The following is a 19,852-nucleotide window of genomic DNA, read 5'->3' on the forward strand; positions in this document are numbered from 1 at the left end:
GCCCGGTTACATTCCGAACCCGGAAGCTAAGCCTTTCAGCGCCGATGGTACTGCAGGGGGGACCCTGTGGGAGAGTAGGACGCCGCCGAACAATCATTCAACGCTGGCCCCAGAACTTCGGTTCTGGGGCCAGCGTTTTTTTGTGCCTTGTTACTTGTCGTTCACGTTGTGTAGCCAGCATCTGCAGTCATGAGCACCTTGAGGTTGCTGAAGGCCGCGGGCATCGGTGCCGGCGACGAAGTCATTGTGTCGGCGTACGGCGATGTCGAGGCCGCGGAGGCTGTACGTGCCGTCGGGGGCATGGTGGTGTTGGCGGACATCGACCCGGACACCTACTGCCTGGATGCGCGGAGCGTCGAGATCTCGGTGACCTCGCGGACGGCCGGTGTCGTGCTGACGCATCGGTTCGGGCATCCGCCGGACATGGTGGCCATGCGTGAACTCGCTCGCAGACGTGGGCTCTTCGTGGTCGAGCAAGCGGTGGTGGGGGATGGGCGTGAGCAGGCCGCGTACCTGAGTGAGCGGCTACGGGGCATGCGCACGCCCTCCTTGGGGGCTGGGCACAGTTGCGAGAGCTATGTCGTACGGGTGCCGGGCAACGGGCGGCCCGACCGGGACGCAGTGGCCCGTGCGTTGAAGGTGCGAGGGGTGGAGTGCTGGGTTCCTGTTCCTGCGCCGCTTCACCGTTTGCCGGCGTTCCGGCGTGATGTGCGGCTTCCCGAGGCCGAGTTGGCCTCCGACGAGACGCTGGCGCTACCGCTTCATGGCGATGTGCGGCGCACCGCGGCGGCCTGCAATGCGCTGGGTGGGCTTCTGCAACCCGCCTTCTAGGTGGTGCCGAGTACCGCAGAAGATCGGGTATGATTTCTCTTGTTGCTGCGCCCCAATAGCTCAGTCGGTAGAGCGTCTCCATGGTAAGGAGAAGGTCTACGGTTCGATTCCGTATTGGGGCTCTGGAAACGCGAAGGCCCCCGCCGGTTGGCGGGGGCCTTTTGCGTGCCCGCTACTTCTGGGGCTCAGGAACGCGCATGACCAGGATGGCCATGTCGTCGGAGGCCGGTTCGGCCGCGAAGCGCTCCACGGCTCGCAGTACCCGGCCGGCCACTGCGCCCGCGGTGAGGCCGGTGCAGGTGGTGAGGACCTCGGCCAGGCCGTCGTCGCCGAGCATGCGGGTGCCTTCGCGGCGCTCGGTGATGCCGTCCGTGACACAGAGGAGGACGTCGCCCGGGTCGAGGGTGATCGTCTGCTCGTACAGCTCGAGGTCCTCCATGACGCCGAGCAGGGGCTGAGGCTCCGCGGCCGGTTCCACCGTGCCGTCCTGGCGCAGGCGCAGCGGGAGCGGGTGGCCCGCGCAGACCACCTTGAGGACCGCGCTGCCGTCCTCCTGGGGCCACAACTCGCCGTAGAGCAGTGTCAGGAAGCGGCTGCGGGCGCCCTCGTCGAGGATCGCCGCGTTGAGGCGCTCCAGGACTGCGGGGCCGCCGAAGCCCTCCCGGGCGAGCAGGCGCAGGGCGTGGCGGGCGAGGCCGGTCACGGCCGCTGCCTCGGGGCCCGTACCGCAGACGTCTCCGATGGCGAAGCCGTAGGCGCCGTCGCGGATCGGGAAGAGGTCGTAGAAGTCGCCGCCGACCTCGTTGCCCTCGCCGGCCGCCCGGTAGATGACTTCCACTTCCACGTTGGGAACCACCGGCAGGCCGGGCGGGAGCAGGCTGCGCTGCAGGGAGCGGCTGATGGCCATGCGCTCCGAGTAGAGCCGGGCGTTGTCGAGGGCCAGGGCGGCCCGGCGGGAGAGGTCTTCGGCCAGTTCGAGGATCTCCTGGCGGAAGTGGTCGTCCGAGGGCTTTCCCAGGGTGAGCATGCCGATGACGCGGTTGCGGGCGACCAGGGGGAGCACCACTGTCTCGCCGCCCACTGCCGCGGCCGTGGCGAGAGTTGTGCCGATTCCCCCGCCCAGTGCGGGAGTTGAGCCGAGACCGAGGCTCCGCATGGAGGAGCGCAGGGCCGCCTGGTGGGCGGCTTCGCCGGGGGCGGCCCAGAGGCGGGCACCGGGGGTGGGGACCGGCTCGGGTGGCGCGATCTTGGAGAGGAGCGCCTTGAGGCCGTCGATGCGCTCCTCGTCCTCGTGGAGGACATAGCTGAGGTACGGGTCCGAGGCCTGGTCGGCGATCGTATAGACCGCGCACCAAGTGGCCAGGGTGGGGACCGTCATCTGCGCCATGAGCGCGAGGGTCTGGTCGCGGTCCAGGGTGCCGGCCAGCAGGTCGGATGCTTCGACGAGGAAGGACAGCGAACCTCGGCGCAGGCGCTCCAGTTCGCCGAGGCGGGCCGATTCGACGGCGAGCGCGATGCGGTCGGCGGCGAACTGCAGGCGCAGGGCCTCTTCGTTGGAGTATCTGCCGGGTGACTCGGCGGCGACTCCCAGGGAGCCGGTGAGGCGGCCCTCGACCTTGAGGGGGACGGTGACGACGGAGCGCATTCCCGTACCGCTGAGGAGAGGGACGGCTCCGGGCACCGCGGCCAGGTCCTCGTGGACGGCCGGCATCCGGGCAGAGCCGTAGCGACCCGTGCCCGCCTCTACGGGGACGCGGGCGAAGCGCTGGCGGGCGGAGGGGAGGCCGGTGGTGGCCCGTACTTCCAGTTCTGTCTCGTCGTCGGTGGCGAGCAGCAGGAAGGCGGCGTCCGCGTCGAGCATGTCGCGGGCCCGCTCGACGGTGCGCTGGAGGAGACCGTCCAGGTCGTCGGGGGCGGGGGAACCGATGAAGATTTCGAAGGGGTCGGTCGAGCGGTTGCCCGAGGAATAGCTGTCGGTGCTGTCCTGCGGTGTGCGCAGCGGGGTCTGCAGGACGGCGCGTTCGTCGTCGCGGACCAGGAGGCAGACCGTGGAGGGCTCTCCCTGGGGGTCGCGTACGCGCAGGTGTGAGGCGTAGACGGGGATGACGCGGCCGTCGGCGCCGCGGATGCCGTAACTGCCTTCCCAGCGGGAGAGTTGGAGGGCTTCCGCGATGCCCGTGCCGGTGCCCGGGGTGTGAGGCCAGGCCGCGAAGTCGGTGAGGGGCTTGCCGATGACCTGCTCGGCTGCGTACCCGAAGAGGATCTCGGCGTCCTCGTTCCACGAGGAGACGGCGGTGGTGCGGTCGATCTGGATGGTCGCGACGCGGACCTGGGCGTCTGCCACCGGCAGGAGCTCGACCGGGATGACGGGGCCCGCGGAGCGGGCGCCCACCGGGCGGTCGGGCAGGTCGAGTTGGAACCAGACCTGTTTGAGCGTGGGGGTGTACTCGACGCCCCAGCGCGAAGCGAGTGCCGCGCAGAGCAGCAGTCCGCGGCCGCCTTCGCGGTCGGGGCTGGCGTAGGACTCGGTCTGGCTCTGAAGCGGGACCTCGCGTTCCGGGTAGCGGTCGACGACCTCGACCCGGATTCCGTTCTCCGTACGCAGACAGAGCACGTCTGCGGTGGTTCCGGCGTGCACCACCGCGTTGGTGACGAGCTCGCTGGTCAGGACGACGGCGTCGTCGATGACATCGGAGTAGCCCCACCCCTGGAGGGTGTCGCGGACAAAGGCACGGGCGGTCGCTACCGACCGTCCGACCGGTTCGAAACTGGCAGCCGCCCGCGCGGTGATCACAGAACTCCTCGTACGCGTCTCGACGCCCGGCTCCGCCATTGTCGGCCCGCCCCTCCGGTGCCCGGTGGTAGTACTTGGTGCCTCCGCCCCCGCCGGGCGGACCGGGACGGTTGGACAGCCGGATGCCAGGTTACTTACCTTCGCTGTCCGAGCGGATGCCGGTCACTGGGTTTCCGCCCACTGTGGGCGGGGACGGTATGCGAAGCTGCCGAACTGTTATGGCCGGGTTCAGCCATGGTGAAACACTGGGCAAGCTTCCTTAGACAGCCCGGGAGTACGGTCAACCCCTGCGGGAGGGACACGGTGGAGTCTGGCATGGCGACGCGTGCCAAGAACACGCGCGCAAAAAGCGGACAGTCCCCGAAAAATCGGCGTAACGGGACCACTGAAGTGGACTCGGCCGCCCTCGGCAGACTGCTGACGGCCCTGGCCTCGATGCGGGACGGCAACTTCCGTAAACGCCTCACGGTCTCGGGCGAAGGGCCGATGGCGGAGATCGCCGCGGTCTTCAACGAGGTCGCGGACCGAAATCTCCACCTCACGGGTGAGCTGGCTCGTGTGCGGCGGATGGTCGGACGCGAGGGAAAGCTGACCGAGCGGCTGGAGACAGGGGCCTGCGAAGGCTCCTGGGCCGCCGCCATCGACGCGTCCAACGATCTGGTCGACGATCTGGCGCGGCCGGTTTCCGAGGTCGGCAGGGTGCTCTCCGCGGTCGCCGAAGGTGACCTCGAGCAGCGGATGGACCTGCGGTCGCAGAACGAGGACGGGGCGGAGCGGCCCCTGCGCGGGGAGTTCCTGAAGGTTGCCCGTACGGTCAACAGCCTGGTGGACCAGCTGTCGGCGTTCACCGACGAGGTCACCCGGGTCGCCCTGGAGGTCGGCACCGAGGGCAAGCTGGGCGGTCAGGCCCAGGTGCGCGGAATGTCCGGTTCGTGGAAGGACCTCACGGATTCGGTCAACACGATGGCATACCGGCTCACCGCCCAGGTGCGTGACATTGCTCTCGTGACGACCGCGGTCGCCAAGGGTGATCTGTCGCGCAAGGTCACGGTGCATGTGGCCGGCGAGATGCTCCAGCTGAAGAACACCGTCAACACGATGGTCGACCAGCTGTCGTCCTTCTCCTCCGAAGTGACGCGAGTCGCACGCGAGGTGGGTACGGAGGGCGAGCTGGGCGGTCAGGCTGCGGTGCCCGGTGTGGCCGGTGTGTGGAAGGACCTCACCGACTCGGTGAACACGATGGCCGGCAACCTGACCTCTCAGGTGCGCGGTATCGCAGAGGTCACCACGGCGGTCGCCAACGGTGACCTCTCGCAGAAGGTCACGGTGAGCGCGCGCGGCGAGGTCGCCCAACTTGCCGAGACCATCAACCAGATGACCGACACGCTGCGCACCTTCGCGGACGAGGTCACCCGCGTGGCGAGCGAGGTCGGCGCAGAGGGTCTGCTCGGTGGCCAGGCGCAGGTGCCGGGTGCGGCGGGGACGTGGAAGGACCTGACGGACTCCGTCAACACCGTCTTCCGCAACCTCACGACCCAGGTGCGGGACATCGCGCAGGTGACGACGGCGGTCGCCAACGGCGACATGACGCAGAAGGTCACCGTCGATGTGGCCGGCGAGATGCTGGAGCTGAAGAACACCGTCAACACGATGGTGGAGCAGCTGCAGGCGTTCGGTTCCGAGGTCACGAGGGTGGCCCGGGAGGTCGGCGTGGAGGGCCGGCTCGGCGGCCAGGCCGAGGTTCCGGGGGCTGCCGGGACGTGGAAGGACCTCACCGACTCGGTGAATACGGCCTTCCGTAACCTCACCGGACAGGTGCGGGACATCGCGCAGGTGACGACGGCGGTCGCCAACGGCGACCTCTCGCAGAAGGTCACCGTCGATGTGGCCGGCGAGATGCTGGAGCTCAAGGCCACCGTCAACACGATGGTGGCGCAGCTGTCGAACTTCGCCGACCAGGTGACGCGGATGGCGCGTGACGTGGGCACGGAGGGGCGGCTCGGCGGCCAGGCACGCGTCGACGGCGTATCGGGTACGTGGAAGGAACTCACCGACTCCGTCAACTTCATGGCGGGGAACCTGACTTCACAGGTGCGGCAGATCGCACAGGTGACGACGGCGGTGGCACAGGGCGACCTGTCGCAGAAGATCGACGTCGACGCACGGGGCGAGATCCTCGAGCTGAAGAACACCATCAACACGATGGTCGACCAGCTCTCCGCATTCGCCGAGCAGGTGACGCGGGTGGCCCGCGAGGTGGGCACGGACGGGCGCCTCGGCGGCCAGGCACAGGTGCCCGGTGTGGCCGGCGTGTGGCGCGATCTGACGGATTCGGTGAACGGCATGGCCGGGAACCTCACCGCCCAGGTGCGCAACATCGCGCAGGTCGCGACGGCGGTGGCGCGCGGTGACCTGTCGCAGAAGATCGACGTGGACGCGCGGGGCGAGATCCTCGAGCTGAAGAACACCCTGAACACGATGGTGGGCCAGCTCTCCAGCTTCGCCGAGCAGGTGACGCGGGTCGCGCGTGAGGTGGGCACCGAGGGCATCCTCGGCGGCCAGGCCGAGGTGCAGGGTGTGTCCGGTACGTGGAAGGACCTCACCCAGTCCGTCAACTTCATGGCCAACAACCTCACCAGCCAGCTGCGCAACATCGCCGAGGTCACGACCGCGGTCGCCAAGGGCGACCTGTCGAAGAAGATCACGGTGGACGCCAAGGGCGAGATCCTGGAACTGGTCACCACCGTCAACACGATGGTGGACCAGCTCTCCAACTTCGCCGAGCAGGTGCTCCGGGTGGCGCGTGAGGTGGGCACCGAGGGCATCCTCGGCGGCCAGGCCCAGGTGCGCGGGGTCACCGGCATCTGGGAGGACCTCTCCGACAACGTCAACCTGATGGCCAACAACCTGACCAGCCAGGTGCGCAACATCTCGCAGGTCGCCACGGCGGTCGCCAACGGCGACCTGACCAAGAAGGTGACGGTCGAGGCGCGCGGCGAGGTCGCTCAGCTCGCCGACACCGTCAACACCATGGTGACGACCCTGTCGTCGTTCGCCGACGAGGTGACCAGGGTGGCCCGCGAGGTGGGCACCTTCGGTTCGCTGGGCGGACAGGCACGCGTCCCCGGAGTCGCCGGTACGTGGAAGGACCTCACCGAGTCGGTGAACTCGATGGCGTCCAACCTGACCGGACAGGTGCGCCAGATCGCCACGGTCACGACGGCGATCGCCAAGGGCGACCTGACCAAGAAGATCGACATCGATGCCCAGGGCGAGATCCTGGAGCTGAAGACGACGATCAACACGATGGTGGACCAGCTCTCCAGCTTCGCCGAGCAGGTGACCCGGGTGGCCCGCGAGGTGGGCACCGAAGGGCAGTTGGGCGGTCAGGCGCGGGTCCGGGACGTGGACGGCACCTGGCGCGACCTCACCGAGTCGGTGAACGAGATGGCCGGGAACCTGACCCGTCAGGTGCGCGCGATCGCCGCGGTCGCCACCGCGGTGACCCGGGGCGATCTCAACCTGAAGATCGACGTGGACGCCGCGGGCGAGATCCAGGCCCTCCAGGACAACATCAACACCATGATCGCCAACCTGCGCGACACCACCGTCGCCAACAAGGAGCAGGACTGGCTGAAGGGCAACCTGGCCCGTATCTCCGGACTGATGCAGGGGCGCCGCGACCTGGAGGACGTGGCTTCGCTGATCATGAGCGAGCTCACCCCGGTGGTCTCCGCGCAGCACGGCGCGTTCTTCCTGGCGATGACCACGGGGACCACGGCCGAACTGGGCGTGGACGCGGAGAACGCGTACGAGCTGCGGATGCGCGGGAGTTACGGATACTCGGCCGGCTCGATGCCGACCACCTTCCGTCCCGGCGAGACGCTGATCGGTACGGCGGCCGAGGAGAAGCGCACGATCCTGGTGGAGAACGTGCCGCCGGGGTATCTGAAGATCTCCTCGGGCCTCGGCGAGGCGCCTCCGGCGCATGTGATCGTGCTGCCGGTGCTCTTCGAGGGGCAGGTCCTCGGGGTGATCGAGCTGGCTTCCTTCCAGCCCTTCACCCACATCCAGAAGGACTTCCTCAACCAGATCGCCGAGATGATCGCGTCGAGCGTCAACACGATCAGTGTCAACACCAAGACCGAGGTGTTGCTGAAGCAGTCGCAGGAGCTGACCGAGCAACTGCGTGAGCGTTCCGCCGAGTTGGAGAATCGACAGAAGGCGCTGCAGGCCTCCAACGCCGAACTGGAGGAGAAGGCCGAGCTGCTGGCGCGGCAGAACCGCGACATCGAGGTCAAGAACACCGAGATCGAAGAGGCCAGGCAGGTCCTGGAGGAGCGCGCCGAGCAGCTCGCCGTCTCGATGCGCTACAAGTCCGAGTTCCTGGCGAACATGTCGCACGAGCTGCGCACACCGCTCAACTCCCTGCTGATCCTCGCCAAGTTGCTCGCCGACAATGCCGAGGGGAATCTCTCCCCGAAGCAGGTGGAGTTCGCCGAGACGATCCACGGAGCCGGTTCCGACCTGCTTCAGCTGATCAACGACATCCTCGACCTCTCCAAGGTCGAGGCGGGCAAGATGGACGTCAGCCCGACGCGCATCGCGCTCGTACAGCTGGTGGATTACGTCGAGGCGACCTTCCGGCCGCTCACCGCGGAGAAGGGGCTCGACTTCTCCGTACGGGTCTCTCCGGAGCTTCCCGCCACTCTGCACACCGACGAACAGCGACTGCTGCAGGTGCTGCGCAACCTCCTCTCCAACGCGGTGAAGTTCACCGACACCGGAGCGGTCGAACTGGTCATCAGGCCGGCCAACGCCAACGTGCCGCACGACATCCGCGAGCAGCTGCTCGAGGCCGGCTCGCTGCGCGACGCGGACGCCGACCTGATCGCCTTCTCGGTCACCGACACCGGGATCGGCATCGCCGCCAGCAAGATGCGCGTGATCTTCGAGGCCTTCAAGCAGGCCGACGGTACGACCAGCCGCAAGTACGGCGGCACCGGCCTCGGCCTCTCCATCAGCCGCGAGATCGCACGTCTCCTCGGCGGTGAGATCCATGCGGCGAGCGAACCGGGCCGCGGCTCCACCTTCACGCTCTACCTGCCGCTGCACCCCGCCGAACTGCCGCCCCAGGGCTACCCGCAGCTCGCTCCCGGCGGTCTGGAGCGCGCACCGGGCAACAACGACACCGGGGACTTCCCGGAGTCGGCCGGCGGGTACTCAGGGATGTCCCCGACCGATGTCCAGGGCGGTCCCGCAGGACTGTTCCGGCGGCGCCGCAAGTCGCTCGGCGCGTCCGGCCAGCGTCCCGCGCTGCCCGGCCAGCCGGGGGTCTCGACGCCTCTGGAGCGTGAACAGTGGCCGACGGACGATCACGGTCAGCAGGAGGTGGAGCAGCCGCGCCGTGTCTTCCAGTTCGACAGCGAGAAGGTGCTGATCGTCGACGACGACATCCGCAACGTCTTCGCGCTCACGAGCGTGCTGGAGCAGCACGGGCTCTCCGTCCTGTACGCCGAGAACGGGCGCGAGGGCATCGAAGTCCTGGAACAGCACGACGATGTGACGGTCGTTCTGATGGACATCATGATGCCCGAGATGGACGGCTATGCGACCACGTCGGCGATCCGCAGGATGCCGCAGTTCGCGGGCCTGCCGATCATCGCGCTGACCGCGAAGGCGATGAAGGGCGACCGCGAGAAGGCGATCGAGTCGGGAGCCTCCGACTACGTCACCAAGCCGGTCGACCCCGATCACCTGCTCGCGGTGATGGAACAGTGGATGAACGGGGAGTGATCAGGGCGGTGGGAGGGAGCCCCGGGGGCGTACCCCGGGGCGGTCCGGCGCCGGGAGTTGCTGACTGACTGTGGCCGACGGAGTGTGAGACCGCGGTATTCGGGGAACCTTCTGGTCTCCCACTGCGTTTCTGCTACGTGCACAGTGACATCGCGGTGACAGGGTGTGGCGACAGGCGGGGTGCGGCTACCATGACCGGCACAAGGACGGGCGGCGCAACGGAGTCGTCCCCTGGGGCGGCGCCGGGTGTACATCCGGGGCGAGGAGGACGGGCCATGGTGCAGAAGGCCAAGATCCTCCTGGTCGATGACCGGCCGGAGAATCTGCTGGCGCTGGAGGCCATCCTCTCCGCGCTCGATCAGACACTGGTGCGGGCATCGTCAGGGGAGGAAGCGCTCAAAGCGCTGTTGACGGACGATTTCGCAGTCATTCTGCTGGACGTCCAGATGCCGGGCATGGACGGTTTCGAAACGGCCGCGCACATCAAGCGGCGCGAGCGGACCCGGGACATCCCGATCATCTTCCTCACCGCCATCAACCACGGCCCGCACCACACCTTCCGCGGATACGCGGCGGGGGCCGTGGACTACATCTCCAAGCCCTTCGACCCGTGGGTGCTGCGCGCCAAGGTCTCGGTCTTCGTCGAGCTCTACATGAAGAACTGCCAACTGCGCGAGCAGGCGGCCCTGCTCCGGCTCCAGCTGGAAGGCGGCGCGCAGGCAGGCGCCGGCGAGGCCAAGGAGCCCGCGGGGCTGCTGGCCGAACTCTCGGCGCGGCTGGCGGCAGTTGAGGAGCAGGCGGAGGCGCTGTCCAAGCAGCTCGACGACGAGTCAGCGGACGCCGGCGCGGTCGCCACCGCGGCCCATCTGGAGCGCAAGCTCACCGGGCTGCGGAGGGCACTGGACGCGCTGGAGCCCGGCACGGGCGGCTCTTCGCCCACGCTCCCCTCGCAGAACTGACAGCTGATCCCGCGTCAAGAAGCGTGCCCCGCACGGGCGACACGGACGGGTGAAGCGGTAGGCACACGTGTCCACCGCCGTAGACACCGGTAACCTCACCACCATGGCCTCACGTACGTCCGGCAAGGGATCCGCGAAGAAGGTGGCGCCCGCCAAGAAGGCCGCTGCGAAGAAGACCGCGCCCGCGAAGAAGGCTGCGCCCGCGAGGAAGGCCCCCGCCAAGAAGGCGGCGGCCAGACCCGCACCGAAGCCGGCGCCTTCGCCCACGGGGGGCGTGTACCGGCTCGTACGCGCCGTCTGGCTCGGCATCGCGCACAGCGTCGGAGCGATGTTCCGCGGCATAGGGCGCGGCGCGAAGGGACTCGACCCGGCCCACCGCAAGGACGGGCTCGCGCTGCTGCTGCTCGGCCTCGCCCTGGTCGTCGCCGCCGGTACGTGGTCGAATCTCCGCGGCCCCGTCGGGGACCTGGTCGAGATGCTGGTCACCGGCGCCTTCGGCAGGCTCGATCTGCTGGTGCCGATACTGCTGGGCGCCATCGGCGTGCGGCTGATCCTCTATCCGGAGAAGCCCGAGGCCAACGGCCGTATCGTCATCGGTCTCTCCGCCCTGGTCGTCGGCGTGCTCGGTCAGGTGCACATCGCCTGCGGCTCACCCGGCCGCAACGATGGCACCGCGGCGATGCAGGACGCGGGCGGGCTGATCGGCTGGGCCGCCTCCAAGCCGCTGGTCTTCATGATGGGCGACGTACTCGCCGTACCCCTGCTGCTTCTGCTCACCGTCTTCGGACTCCTCGTGGTCACCGCGACGCCGGTGAACGCCATCCCGCAGCGGCTGCGGCTGCTCGGCTCCAAACTCGGCATCGTGGAGCCCGCCGAGGAGCCGCTGCCGACGGAGGACGACGACGCCTACGACAACGAATGGCGCGAGGCGCTGCCCGCCCGCCCTCGGCGGTCCTCCGTACGGCGCAGTGACTCCCAGGAGGTCTACGACGCGGACCGGGCCGAGGAAGCGGCGCTCTCCCAGCGGCGCAGGCCGCGGCGTCCTTCCGTACAGCCGGTGCAAGGGCGGGCCATGGACGCGGTCGATGTGGCCGCGGCGGCGGCCGCGGCACTGGACGGCGCCGTACTGAACGGGCTGCCGCCGTCGCCGATCGTCGCCGACCTGACGCAGGGCGTCTCCACGGACCGCGAGGTCTCCTCGCCGTCCGCGCCCGCCGAGCCCTCGGTGCCGCCGGCGCGAGAGCGCGAGCCCGGGCGGCGTCAGCCCGGCACTCTCGTACCGGATCTGACGAAGAAGGCCCCCGAGCGCTCCGAGCCGCTGCCGCCGCGTGCAGAGCAGCTGCAGCTCAGGGGGGACATCACCTACTCGCTGCCCTCGCTCGACCTGCTGGAGCGCGGTGGGCCCGGCAAGACGCGCAGCGCGGCCAATGACACGGTCGTCGCCTCGCTGAGCAATGTGTTCATGGAGTTCAAGGTCGACGCGGCCGTCACGGGCTTCACCCGCGGTCCGACGGTCACGCGCTACGAGGTGGAGCTCGGTCCCGCGGTGAAGGTCGAGCGGATCACCGCGCTCACGAAGAACATCGCGTACGCCGTCGCCAGCCCGGATGTCCGGATCATCTCCCCGATCCCCGGCAAGTCCGCGGTCGGCATCGAGATCCCCAACACGGACCGCGAGATGGTCAACGTGGGGGACGTGCTGCGTCTCGCGGACGCCGCCGAGGACGACCATCCGATGCTGGTCGCGCTCGGCAAGGACGTCGAGGGCGGCTACGTCATGGCGAACCTGGCGAAGATGCCGCACATCCTGGTCGCCGGTGCCACGGGCTCGGGCAAGTCCTCGTGCATCAACTGCCTGATCACGTCGGTGATGATAAGAGCGACCCCCGAGGACGTCCGGATGGTCCTCGTCGACCCCAAGCGGGTGGAGCTCACCGCGTACGAGGGCATTCCGCACCTCATCACGCCGATCATCACCAACCCCAAGCGCGCCGCCGAAGCCCTTCAGTGGGTCGTACGGGAGATGGACCTGCGCTACGACGACCTCGCGGCGTTCGGGTACCGGCACATCGACGACTTCAACCAGGCCATTCGCGACGGCAAGCTGAAGACGCCGGAAGGCAGTGAGCGCGAGCTCAAGACGTACCCGTATCTGCTCGTGATCGTCGATGAGCTCGCGGACCTGATGATGGTCGCGCCGCGCGACGTCGAGGACTCCATCGTGCGCATCACGCAGCTCGCGCGAGCCGCAGGCATCCACCTGGTGCTCGCCACCCAGCGGCCTTCGGTCGACGTCGTCACCGGTCTGATCAAGGCGAACGTGCCCTCGCGGCTCGCGTTCGCGACCTCCTCGCTCGCCGACAGCCGGGTCATCCTCGACCAGCCGGGCGCCGAGAAGCTGATCGGCAAGGGCGACGGGCTCTTCCTGCCGATGGGGGCGAACAAGCCAACCCGTATGCAGGGCGCCTTCGTCACCGAGGACGAGATCCACGCGGTGGTGCGGCACATCAAGGAGCAGATGGCTCCGGTCTTCCGCGACGACGTGGTGGTCGGCACCAAGCAGGTGAAGGAAGTCGACGAGGAGATCGGTGACGACCTCGACCTGCTGTGTCAGGCCGTCGAGCTGGTGGTCTCGACGCAGTTCGGGTCCACGTCGATGCTCCAGCGCAAGCTGCGGGTGGGCTTCGCCAAGGCGGGCCGGCTGATGGACCTCATGGAGTCCAGGGCGATCGTCGGTCCGACCGAGGGGTCGAAGGCACGCGACGTTCTGGTCAAACCCGACGAAGTCGATGGAGTGCTGGGCATCATCCGCGGGGAGTCTGAATCGTAGGAGATCGCAAGGCAACCGTTTCCTCTGGCGGAACGTCAAGTTGGGGAAGGGGATCGGAAAATGTCCCGCCATCAGGCAGCCTGCGCGTCCTGATGGCGTACAAACTCTGCTCTCCCGGTTGCCCCGTCCTCCAAATGCCCCCCTAAACTGAACATCCAGCAGGTGGCTACACGCTCGAAAGGCGCCCCCGTGTCCATCGGCAACTCCCCCGAAGACGACCGGCCTTCGATCGGTCGCTCCCTCCAGCAGGCCCGGATCGCCGCGGGCCTGACCGTCGACGAGGTCAGTTCCTCCACGCGGGTGCGCATTCCCATCGTGCACGCGATCGAGCAGGACGATTTCTCCCGCTGCGGCGGCGACGTCTACGCGCGCGGTCACATCCGTACCCTCGCGCGCGCCGTCGGTCTCGATCCCGCACCTCTGGTCGAGCAGTTCGACGCCGAGCACGGCGGCCGGCCTGCCCCTACCCCTGCCGCTCCGCTTTTCGAGGCGGAGCGGATCCGTCCGGAACCGCGGCGGCCCAACTGGACGGCCGCCATGGTCGCCGCGATCGTCGCCGTCGTTGGCTTTGTCGGCTTCACGATGTTCAGCGGCAACAGCAGCGGCGACAAGACGAAGACCCAGGTGGCCGAAGGACCGACGACCACCAAGGCGCCGGCTCCTCAGCACACCACCGGAAAGCCCGCAGACCCCAAGCCCGACCCCTCGGACAGCGCGATCGCCGCGGTGCCCAAGGACAAGGTGACGGTGAAACTGACCGCCGCTGACGACATGAGCTGGATCTCGGCGAAGTCGCACACCGGCAAGACGCTCTTCGCGGGGAACCTGAAGAAGGGCGATTCCAAGACCTTCACCGACGACAAGCGCCTCGATCTCATCCTGGGCAACGCGGGAGCGATCCAGCTGTTCGTCAACGGCAAGGAAGTCCAGAACGAATTCGAGCCGGGCCAGGTGGAGCGGCTTTCGTACACCAAGGGAGACCCGGTGACCGGCTGACCGGTTGCCATGATCGCCCCTGGCGGGCAGGGCGTGGGCCAGGACAAAGTAGTCTTGAGCCCATGTCCGAACGCCGCACTGTCGCCCTTGTCACTCTTGGCTGCGCCCGTAACGAGGTGGACTCGGAGGAGCTGGCAGGCCGCTTGGCAGCGGACGGCTGGGACCTCGTCGAGGACGCCGCCGATGCGGATGTCGCAGTCGTCAACACCTGCGGATTCGTCGAGGCCGCCAAGAAGGACTCCGTCGACGCGCTCCTCGAAGCCAATGACCTCAAGGACCACGGCAGGACCCAGGCCGTCGTGGCCGTGGGCTGCATGGCCGAGCGGTACGGCAAGGACCTCGCCGAGGCTCTGCCGGAGGCGGACGCGATCCTCGGGTTCGACGACTACACCGACATCTCCGACCGCCTCCAGACCATCCTGAACGGCGGAATCCACGCCTCCCACACCCCGCGCGACCGGCGCAAACTGCTGCCGATCAGCCCGGCGGAGCGGCAGGACGCGTCCGAGGTGGCACTCCCGGGTCACGCTCAGGACGTACCGCCCGAGGACCTTCCCGATGGGGTGGCTCCGGAGTCCGGGCCGCGTGCGCCGCTGCGCCGCAGACTCGGATCGAGCCCGGTCGCCTCGGTCAAGCTGGCTTCCGGATGCGACCGCCGGTGCTCCTTCTGCGCCATTCCCTCCTTCCGTGGCTCCTTCATCTCGCGGCGGCCCTCCGACGTGCTCGGTGAGACGCGCTGGCTGGCCGGGCAGGGCGTGAAGGAGGTCATGCTGGTCTCCGAGAACAACACCTCGTACGGCAAGGACCTCGGCGACATCAGGCTCCTGGAGACGCTGCTTCCCGAGCTCGCCGAGGTCGAGGGGATCGAGCGTGTGCGGGTCAGCTATCTGCAGCCCGCCGAGATGCGGCCCGGCCTCATCGACGTACTGACCTCCACGCCCAAGATCGCGCCCTACTTCGATCTTTCGTTCCAGCACTCCGCTCCGGGGGTGCTGCGGGCGATGCGGCGCTTCGGGGACACCGACCGGTTCCTGGAACTGCTCGACACGATCAGGGGGAAGGCACCGCAGGCCGGTGTGCGGTCGAACTTCATCGTGGGCTTCCCCGGTGAGACCGAGGCCGATCTGAAGGAGCTGGAGCGCTTCCTCACGGGTGCGCGGCTGGACGCGATCGGCGTTTTCGGGTACTCCGACGAGGAGGGCACCGAGGCGGTCGGTTACGAGAACAAGCTGGACGCCGAGGTCATCGCCGAGCGGCTCGAGCACATCTCGCGGCTCGCCGAGGAGCTCACCGCCCAGCGCGCCGAGGAGCGGATCGGTGAGACGCTCTCCGTGCTGGTCGAGTCGGTGGACGACGAGGACGGCGCGGTCGGCCGGGCCGAACACCAGGCGCCCGAGACCGACGGCCACGTGGTGTTCACCACGCGCGAGGGACTTGTCCCCGGTCGTATGGTCGAAGCAAAGGTGGTCGGTACCGAAGGCGTCGACCTGGTGGCCGAATGTCTTGTTGAGGAGGCGGGCAGATGACCGGAGTCCCGGCATCCGCCACGGGCGGTACCGGTGCGAAGCCGGTGCCCGGGGGCAAGCTGGGCGCTGCGGCCGTCAATCAGGCCAGCCTCTGGAACATCGCCAACATTCTGACCATGGTGCGGCTGGTGCTCGTGCCGGTCTTCGCGGTCCTGCTGTTCCATGGGGACGGATATGACCCGGCCTGGCGTGCCTGGGCATGGGCCGCTTTCGCCGTTGCCATGATCACGGATATTTTTGACGGTCATCTGGCACGTACGTACAACCTTGTGACCGATTTTGGGAAGATCGCCGATCCGATTGCGGACAAGGCGATCATGGCCGCCGGGCTGATCGGCCTTTCCGTGCTCGGGGATCTGCCGTGGTGGGTGACCGTGGTGATTCTGGCGCGGGAGCTCGGGATCACGCTGCTGAGGTTCTGGGTGATCAGGCACGGAGTCATCGCGGCCAGCCGGGGCGGCAAGCTGAAGACCCTGGCACAGGGGGTCGCGGTGGGCATGTACGTCCTGGCGCTGACCGGGCCGCTGGCGACGCTGCGGTTCTGGGTGATGGCGGTGGCCGTGCTGCTGACCGTGGTGACCGGTCTTGACTACGTACAGCAGGCCGTCGTGCTGCGGCGGTCGGGGCTGGCGGCCGAGCGGGCCGAGGCCGCTGCTGCGGCTGCCTCGGCTTCGGCCTCGGCGGAGTCCTCGCGGTGAATCCTGCGGCACAGGTGCTGGAGCTGCTGGTGGAGCGCGGGGAGAGTCTTGCGGTCGCCGAGTCGCTGACCGGGGGCCTGGTGGCCGCGGAGCTCACTTCCGTGCCCGGAGCCTCGCGGGTCTTCCGCGGGTCCGTCACGGCGTACGCAACCGAGCTGAAGCGGGATGTGCTGGGCGTGGACGGCGCGCTGCTGGCGGCGCGCGGAGCCGTGGACTCCGGGGTCGCGGTGCAGATGGCGGCCGGTGTGCGTCGGGTGCTCGGGGCGGACTGGGGGATCGCGACCACCGGTGTCGCCGGACCCGATCCGCAGGACGGGCAGCCCGTCGGGACGGTCTTCGTCGCCGTTTCGGGACCTGATGGAGCAGAGAATGTGGCCGCGTTGAGGTTGAACGGGGACCGGGCGGAAATCCGTAGAGAGAGTGTGCGAAGCGCGCTGCGACTGCTGGCCGGCGAACTCGGCGGGAATGCGCGGGCACAGGATACGGAACAGAACGGGGAGAATTGATGTTTGCAGCCCTGAGTGAACACGACATCGCTCCCCGCACGGCCGCAGCGCGAGGCGGTACGGTGGGGCGTGAAGGATGCGGCTACGCGGTCCGAGGAGGGAGCCACCGATGATTCTGCTCCGTCGCCTGCTGGGTGACGTGCTGCGTCGGCAGCGCCAGCGCCAAGGCCGTACTCTGCGCGAAGTCTCCTCGTCCGCCCGAGTCTCTCTCGGCTATCTTTCCGAGGTGGAGCGGGGGCAGAAGGAGGCATCCTCCGAGCTGCTCTCCGCGATCTGCGACGCGCTTGATGTACGGATGTCCGAGCTCATGCGTGAAGTGAGCGACGAATTGTCCTTGGCGGAACTGGCCGAGTCGGCAGCGGTCACTGGGCCAGTGCGTGCACCAGTGCGACCGATGCTCAATTCGATCTCCGTGACGTCGATGACCGGTGTACCGGTGTCGACGGAACGGGTGACGATCAAGGCGCCTGCGGAAGCGGTGGATGTCGTCGCCGCCTGAGTTTTCGGCAGTCTTGTCAGCCCCGGTCGGCCCCAGTGGCCGACCGGGGCTTTTGCGTACAAGGTGGGACGGGAAGCTCGTGGAGACGCATCGGAGGACCGACATGTCTGTCGTGAAGAGCCCGCTGTCCGAGGCCGATATGAAAGTGGTCGGGGAAGCGCTTCAAGGGGCGCTGGTGGATCTCGTGGACCTCTCGCTGGTGGCCAAGCAGGTGCACTGGAATGTGGTCGGGCCGCGCTTTCGGTCCGTACACCTGCAGCTCGACGAGGTCGTGGACACGGCGCGGCTGCACTCGGACACGGTGGCGGAGCGGGCTTCGGCGCTCGGTGTGACGCCGGACGGGCGGGCGGCCACGGTGGCGCGGTCCAGTGCGATCGGCGAGGTGCCTTCGGGGTGGGTGAAGGACGTCGATGCGGTGAAGGTGCTGGTGGACGCGCTGGCGGCCGTGGTGGGGCGGATGCGGGAGCGGATCGAGGCGACCGGGGACGCGGATCCGATCAGCCAGGACGTGATCATCGGGCTGACCGCAGATCTCGAGAAGCACGCGTGGATGTTCCAGGCGGAGAGCGCCTAGGGGCGCGGGGTGGTGTGCATACGCGCCGGGTTTGCACCCGGTGCGCCCTCGCGCCGGGTGATCGAGCCCGTCTAGCGTCGGCCGGAGGAGGCAGTCATGGTACTGCGGTGGATCCCGGCGCTGGTGGTGGGCGCCCTGTGGTCATGGGCCGTGCTGCGTCTGGCGCTGGTGCCGGGTGACACGGGGCTGGTCGAGGGCGCGGTGGCGGTGGGCGGGTGGGGGCTGAGTCTGCTGCCGGTGCATGTGACGGTGCTGCCGGGCGGGAGCGGTGGGGTCACTACCAGGGCATGGCTACGCCGCCGTTCGGGCGGAGAATCTGACCCGTCATGAAGGCGGAGGCGTCCGAGGCCAGGTGAAGGACCGCGTGGGCGACGTCCTCCGGCTCTCCTACGCGGCCGAGCGGGGAGATGCGCGTCATCCTGGATTCGACCTGCTGCTGGTGGGCTTCGTCGTGGCGGTCGGTCATGGGGGTGCGGATCCAGCCGGGGGCGACGGCGTTGGCGCGGATGGAGTGGGGGCCGAGCTCGGCGGCGAGCGTCTTGGTGAGCTGGACCACGGCCGCCTTGGCGGTGCTGTAGCAGAGCAGGCCGGGGGTTGCCGAGTCCATGGCGCCCGAGGCCATGGTGACGATGGAGCCGTGGGGCGTCGCGTCGGCGATCATTTTGCGGGCCGCTTCCTGGCATGCGTACAGGACGCCCTTGAAGTTGACCGACAGGACGCGATCGAGGTCCTCGTCCCTGGTCTCCAGGACGGTGCTGCTGTGCATGATCCCGGCCACTGCCGCCAGGATGTCCAGGCGGGTGCCGGTGGATCCGATGGCCTCGGCGAGCTGGGCGCGGTCGGTGACGTCGAGGGTGTGGGTGCGGGCTGCGGCGCCTCCTGCGGCGGCGATCAGATCGGCGGTCTCCTGCAGGCCCTTCTCGTCGCGGTCCGCGCAGTGGACGGTGGCGCCTGCTTCCGCGAGGAGCACGGCACTTGCGCGGCCTATGCCGCTCGCGGCGCCGGTGATGAACGCGGTGCGGCCGGTGAGGTCGTACGCCTTGATGGGCATGGTGGGACCGTACGGCCGAATCTGACGGGGCGTCAATTGCCTTGGCAGGAAGGGCACCAGTAGGTCGGGCGGTCCCGCTGGGGGGCCTGGCGGATCGGGGTGCGGCAACGCGGGCAGGGGCTGCCCGCGCGGCCGTAGATGTACACATTGCGGACGGGGCGGTCGCGGTTGGTGTCCAGCAGCTTCTTCGCCGCGGCCACCAGGCGTTCGGGGGTGGGGAGTTCACCGATGGGCAGCCAGGGGGACGCGTGGACGAGGAAGCAGGTCTCGGACTTGTAGATGTTGCCGACGCCGGCGAGGTTGCGCTGGTCGAGGAGGGCCTCGCCGATGGGGCGGTCGGGGTCGGAGAGGAGGTTGGAGAGGGCTCTCTCCGCGTCCCAGCCGGGGCCCAGGAGGTCGGGGCCGAGGTGGCCGACGGCCTGCTCCTCGTCCTCGGTGCGCAGGAGTTCCAGGACGGGGAGGCGGTAGCCGACCGCGGTGCGTCCGGCGGTGGCGAGGACGGCTCGGATCTGGTGGGAGGGCCCGCCGCGCCAGCGCTCACCGGGAGCGTAGATCTTCCAGGCGCCTTCCATACGGAGGTGGCTGTGGAGGGTGAGGCCGCCCTCGATGCGGGTGAGGAGGTGCTTGCCGCGAGGGGTGGCGTCCAGGACGGTGCGCCCGGTGAGGTCGGCGGTGGCGAACCGGGGGACGCGCAGGTCCGAGCGGACGAGGGTGTGGCCTGCCAGGGCGGTGTGCAGGCGCCGGGCGGTCTGCCAGACGGTGTCTCCTTCGGGCATGGGGTCCAGTCTGCCG

14 protein-coding genes, 1 tRNA gene and 1 rRNA gene are annotated in these 19,852 nt (G+C 68.6%); 13 read left to right on the forward strand and 3 right to left on the reverse strand.

Annotated features, from left to right (window positions below):
* The 3 genes from rrf to AB0H78_RS23020 all read left to right on the forward strand — a co-directional run.
* A 5S ribosomal RNA gene (rrf, locus tag AB0H78_RS23010) occupies nucleotides 1-91 on the forward strand; the annotation flags it as partial.
* A 98-nt stretch (nucleotides 92-189) separates the two neighbouring features.
* The gene (locus AB0H78_RS23015; protein ID WP_363236401.1) at nucleotides 190-831 is read left to right on the forward strand and encodes a DegT/DnrJ/EryC1/StrS family aminotransferase; all 642 of its coding nucleotides are present in this window, start codon (nucleotides 190-192) and stop codon (nucleotides 829-831) included.
* Between the two features lie 49 nt (nucleotides 832-880).
* Nucleotides 881-953, forward strand: a tRNA-Thr gene (locus tag AB0H78_RS23020).
* A gap of 50 nt (nucleotides 954-1,003) precedes the next feature.
* On the opposite strand, the gene AB0H78_RS23025 is transcribed toward AB0H78_RS23020, so the two are convergent.
* Nucleotides 1,004-3,664 (reverse strand): SpoIIE family protein phosphatase, encoded by a 2,661-nt coding sequence (locus tag AB0H78_RS23025; RefSeq protein WP_363236402.1) that lies wholly within the window; start codon nucleotides 3,662-3,664, stop codon nucleotides 1,004-1,006.
* 276 nt (nucleotides 3,665-3,940) lie between these two features.
* Here AB0H78_RS23025 and AB0H78_RS23030 point away from each other — a divergent pair, with 276 nt between their 5' ends.
* The 10 genes from AB0H78_RS23030 to AB0H78_RS23075 all read left to right on the forward strand — a co-directional run bounded on the left by AB0H78_RS23030 (nucleotide 3,941) and on the right by AB0H78_RS23075 (nucleotide 18,339).
* Nucleotides 3,941-9,421, forward strand: a complete 5,481-nt coding sequence (locus AB0H78_RS23030) for a HAMP domain-containing protein (protein ID WP_363236403.1) — start codon at nucleotides 3,941-3,943, stop codon at nucleotides 9,419-9,421.
* 275 nt (nucleotides 9,422-9,696) lie between these two features.
* Nucleotides 9,697-10,380, forward strand: coding sequence for a response regulator (locus AB0H78_RS23035; RefSeq protein WP_363236404.1), 684 nt, complete (start codon nucleotides 9,697-9,699; stop codon nucleotides 10,378-10,380).
* Between the two features lie 103 nt (nucleotides 10,381-10,483).
* Nucleotides 10,484-13,210, forward strand: coding sequence for a DNA translocase FtsK (locus AB0H78_RS23040; RefSeq protein ID WP_363236405.1), 2,727 nt, complete (start codon nucleotides 10,484-10,486; stop codon nucleotides 13,208-13,210).
* Between the two features lie 189 nt (nucleotides 13,211-13,399).
* Nucleotides 13,400-14,206 carry a RodZ domain-containing protein gene (locus AB0H78_RS23045; RefSeq protein ID WP_363236651.1) on the forward strand — a complete coding sequence of 269 codons (807 nt, stop codon included), beginning with the start codon at nucleotides 13,400-13,402 and terminating at the stop codon, nucleotides 14,204-14,206.
* A gap of 62 nt (nucleotides 14,207-14,268) precedes the next feature.
* On the forward strand, nucleotides 14,269-15,732 hold the full coding sequence (gene rimO / locus AB0H78_RS23050; RefSeq protein ID WP_363236406.1) for a 30S ribosomal protein S12 methylthiotransferase RimO: 1,464 nt from the start codon (nucleotides 14,269-14,271) through the stop codon (nucleotides 15,730-15,732).
* Nucleotides 15,729-16,430 carry a CDP-diacylglycerol--glycerol-3-phosphate 3-phosphatidyltransferase gene (gene pgsA / locus AB0H78_RS23055; RefSeq protein ID WP_363236407.1) on the forward strand — a complete coding sequence of 234 codons (702 nt, stop codon included), beginning with the start codon at nucleotides 15,729-15,731 and terminating at the stop codon, nucleotides 16,428-16,430. The genes rimO and pgsA overlap by 4 nt, the downstream gene beginning before the upstream one ends.
* Nucleotides 16,427-16,936 carry a CinA family protein gene (locus AB0H78_RS23060; protein ID WP_363236408.1) on the forward strand — a complete coding sequence of 170 codons (510 nt, stop codon included), beginning with the start codon at nucleotides 16,427-16,429 and terminating at the stop codon, nucleotides 16,934-16,936. The genes pgsA and AB0H78_RS23060 overlap by 4 nt, the downstream gene beginning before the upstream one ends.
* 109 nt (nucleotides 16,937-17,045) lie before the next feature.
* On the forward strand, nucleotides 17,046-17,435 hold the full coding sequence (locus AB0H78_RS23065; protein WP_363236409.1) for a helix-turn-helix transcriptional regulator: 390 nt from the start codon (nucleotides 17,046-17,048) through the stop codon (nucleotides 17,433-17,435).
* Between the two features lie 103 nt (nucleotides 17,436-17,538).
* Complete coding sequence (locus AB0H78_RS23070) at nucleotides 17,539-18,009, forward strand: DNA starvation/stationary phase protection protein (protein WP_363236410.1); 471 nt, start codon at nucleotides 17,539-17,541, stop codon at nucleotides 18,007-18,009.
* 96 nt (nucleotides 18,010-18,105) lie between these two features.
* A complete protein-coding gene (locus AB0H78_RS23075; RefSeq protein ID WP_363236411.1) occupies nucleotides 18,106-18,339 on the forward strand; it encodes a hypothetical protein in 234 nt (77 codons plus the stop codon).
* On the opposite strand, the gene AB0H78_RS23080 is transcribed toward AB0H78_RS23075, so the two are convergent.
* Together AB0H78_RS23080 and AB0H78_RS23085 are read right to left on the reverse strand one after the other, a co-directional pair.
* Entirely contained in the window at nucleotides 18,287-19,060 is a 774-nt protein-coding gene (locus AB0H78_RS23080; RefSeq protein WP_363236412.1) for an SDR family NAD(P)-dependent oxidoreductase, read from the reverse strand. The two genes, AB0H78_RS23075 and AB0H78_RS23080, sit on opposite strands and share 53 nt — an antisense overlap.
* A 32-nt stretch (nucleotides 19,061-19,092) precedes the next feature.
* A complete protein-coding gene (locus AB0H78_RS23085) occupies nucleotides 19,093-19,836 on the reverse strand; it encodes a DNA-formamidopyrimidine glycosylase family protein (protein WP_363236413.1) in 744 nt (247 codons plus the stop codon).
* Nucleotides 19,837-19,852: the final 16 nt, after the last annotated feature.

This window comes from Streptomyces sp. NPDC050738, assembly GCF_040654175.1.
GTDB lineage: Bacteria > Actinomycetota > Actinomycetes > Streptomycetales > Streptomycetaceae > Streptomyces.

Bases quoted from the DNA above. Each gene is read 5' to 3' on its own strand.
- AB0H78_RS23015 (WP_363236401.1), top strand. From the start codon at position 190: ATGAGCACCTTGAGGTTGCTGAAGGCCGCGGGCATCGGTGCCGGCGAC.
- AB0H78_RS23025 (WP_363236402.1), bottom strand. From the start codon at position 3,664: ATGGCGGAGCCGGGCGTCGAGACGCGTACGAGGAGTTCTGTGATCACC.
- AB0H78_RS23030 (WP_363236403.1), top strand. From the start codon at position 3,941: ATGGCGACGCGTGCCAAGAACACGCGCGCAAAAAGCGGACAGTCCCCG.
- AB0H78_RS23035 (WP_363236404.1), top strand. From the start codon at position 9,697: ATGGTGCAGAAGGCCAAGATCCTCCTGGTCGATGACCGGCCGGAGAAT.
- AB0H78_RS23040 (WP_363236405.1), top strand. From the start codon at position 10,484: ATGGCCTCACGTACGTCCGGCAAGGGATCCGCGAAGAAGGTGGCGCCC.
- rimO (WP_363236406.1), top strand. From the start codon at position 14,269: ATGTCCGAACGCCGCACTGTCGCCCTTGTCACTCTTGGCTGCGCCCGT.
- pgsA (WP_363236407.1), top strand. From the start codon at position 15,729: ATGACCGGAGTCCCGGCATCCGCCACGGGCGGTACCGGTGCGAAGCCG.
- AB0H78_RS23065 (WP_363236409.1), top strand. From the start codon at position 17,046: ATGATTCTGCTCCGTCGCCTGCTGGGTGACGTGCTGCGTCGGCAGCGC.
- AB0H78_RS23070 (WP_363236410.1), top strand. From the start codon at position 17,539: ATGTCTGTCGTGAAGAGCCCGCTGTCCGAGGCCGATATGAAAGTGGTC.
- AB0H78_RS23075 (WP_363236411.1), top strand. From the start codon at position 18,106: ATGGTACTGCGGTGGATCCCGGCGCTGGTGGTGGGCGCCCTGTGGTCA.
- AB0H78_RS23080 (WP_363236412.1), bottom strand. From the start codon at position 19,060: ATGCCCATCAAGGCGTACGACCTCACCGGCCGCACCGCGTTCATCACC.
- AB0H78_RS23085 (WP_363236413.1), bottom strand. From the start codon at position 19,836: ATGCCCGAAGGAGACACCGTCTGGCAGACCGCCCGGCGCCTGCACACC.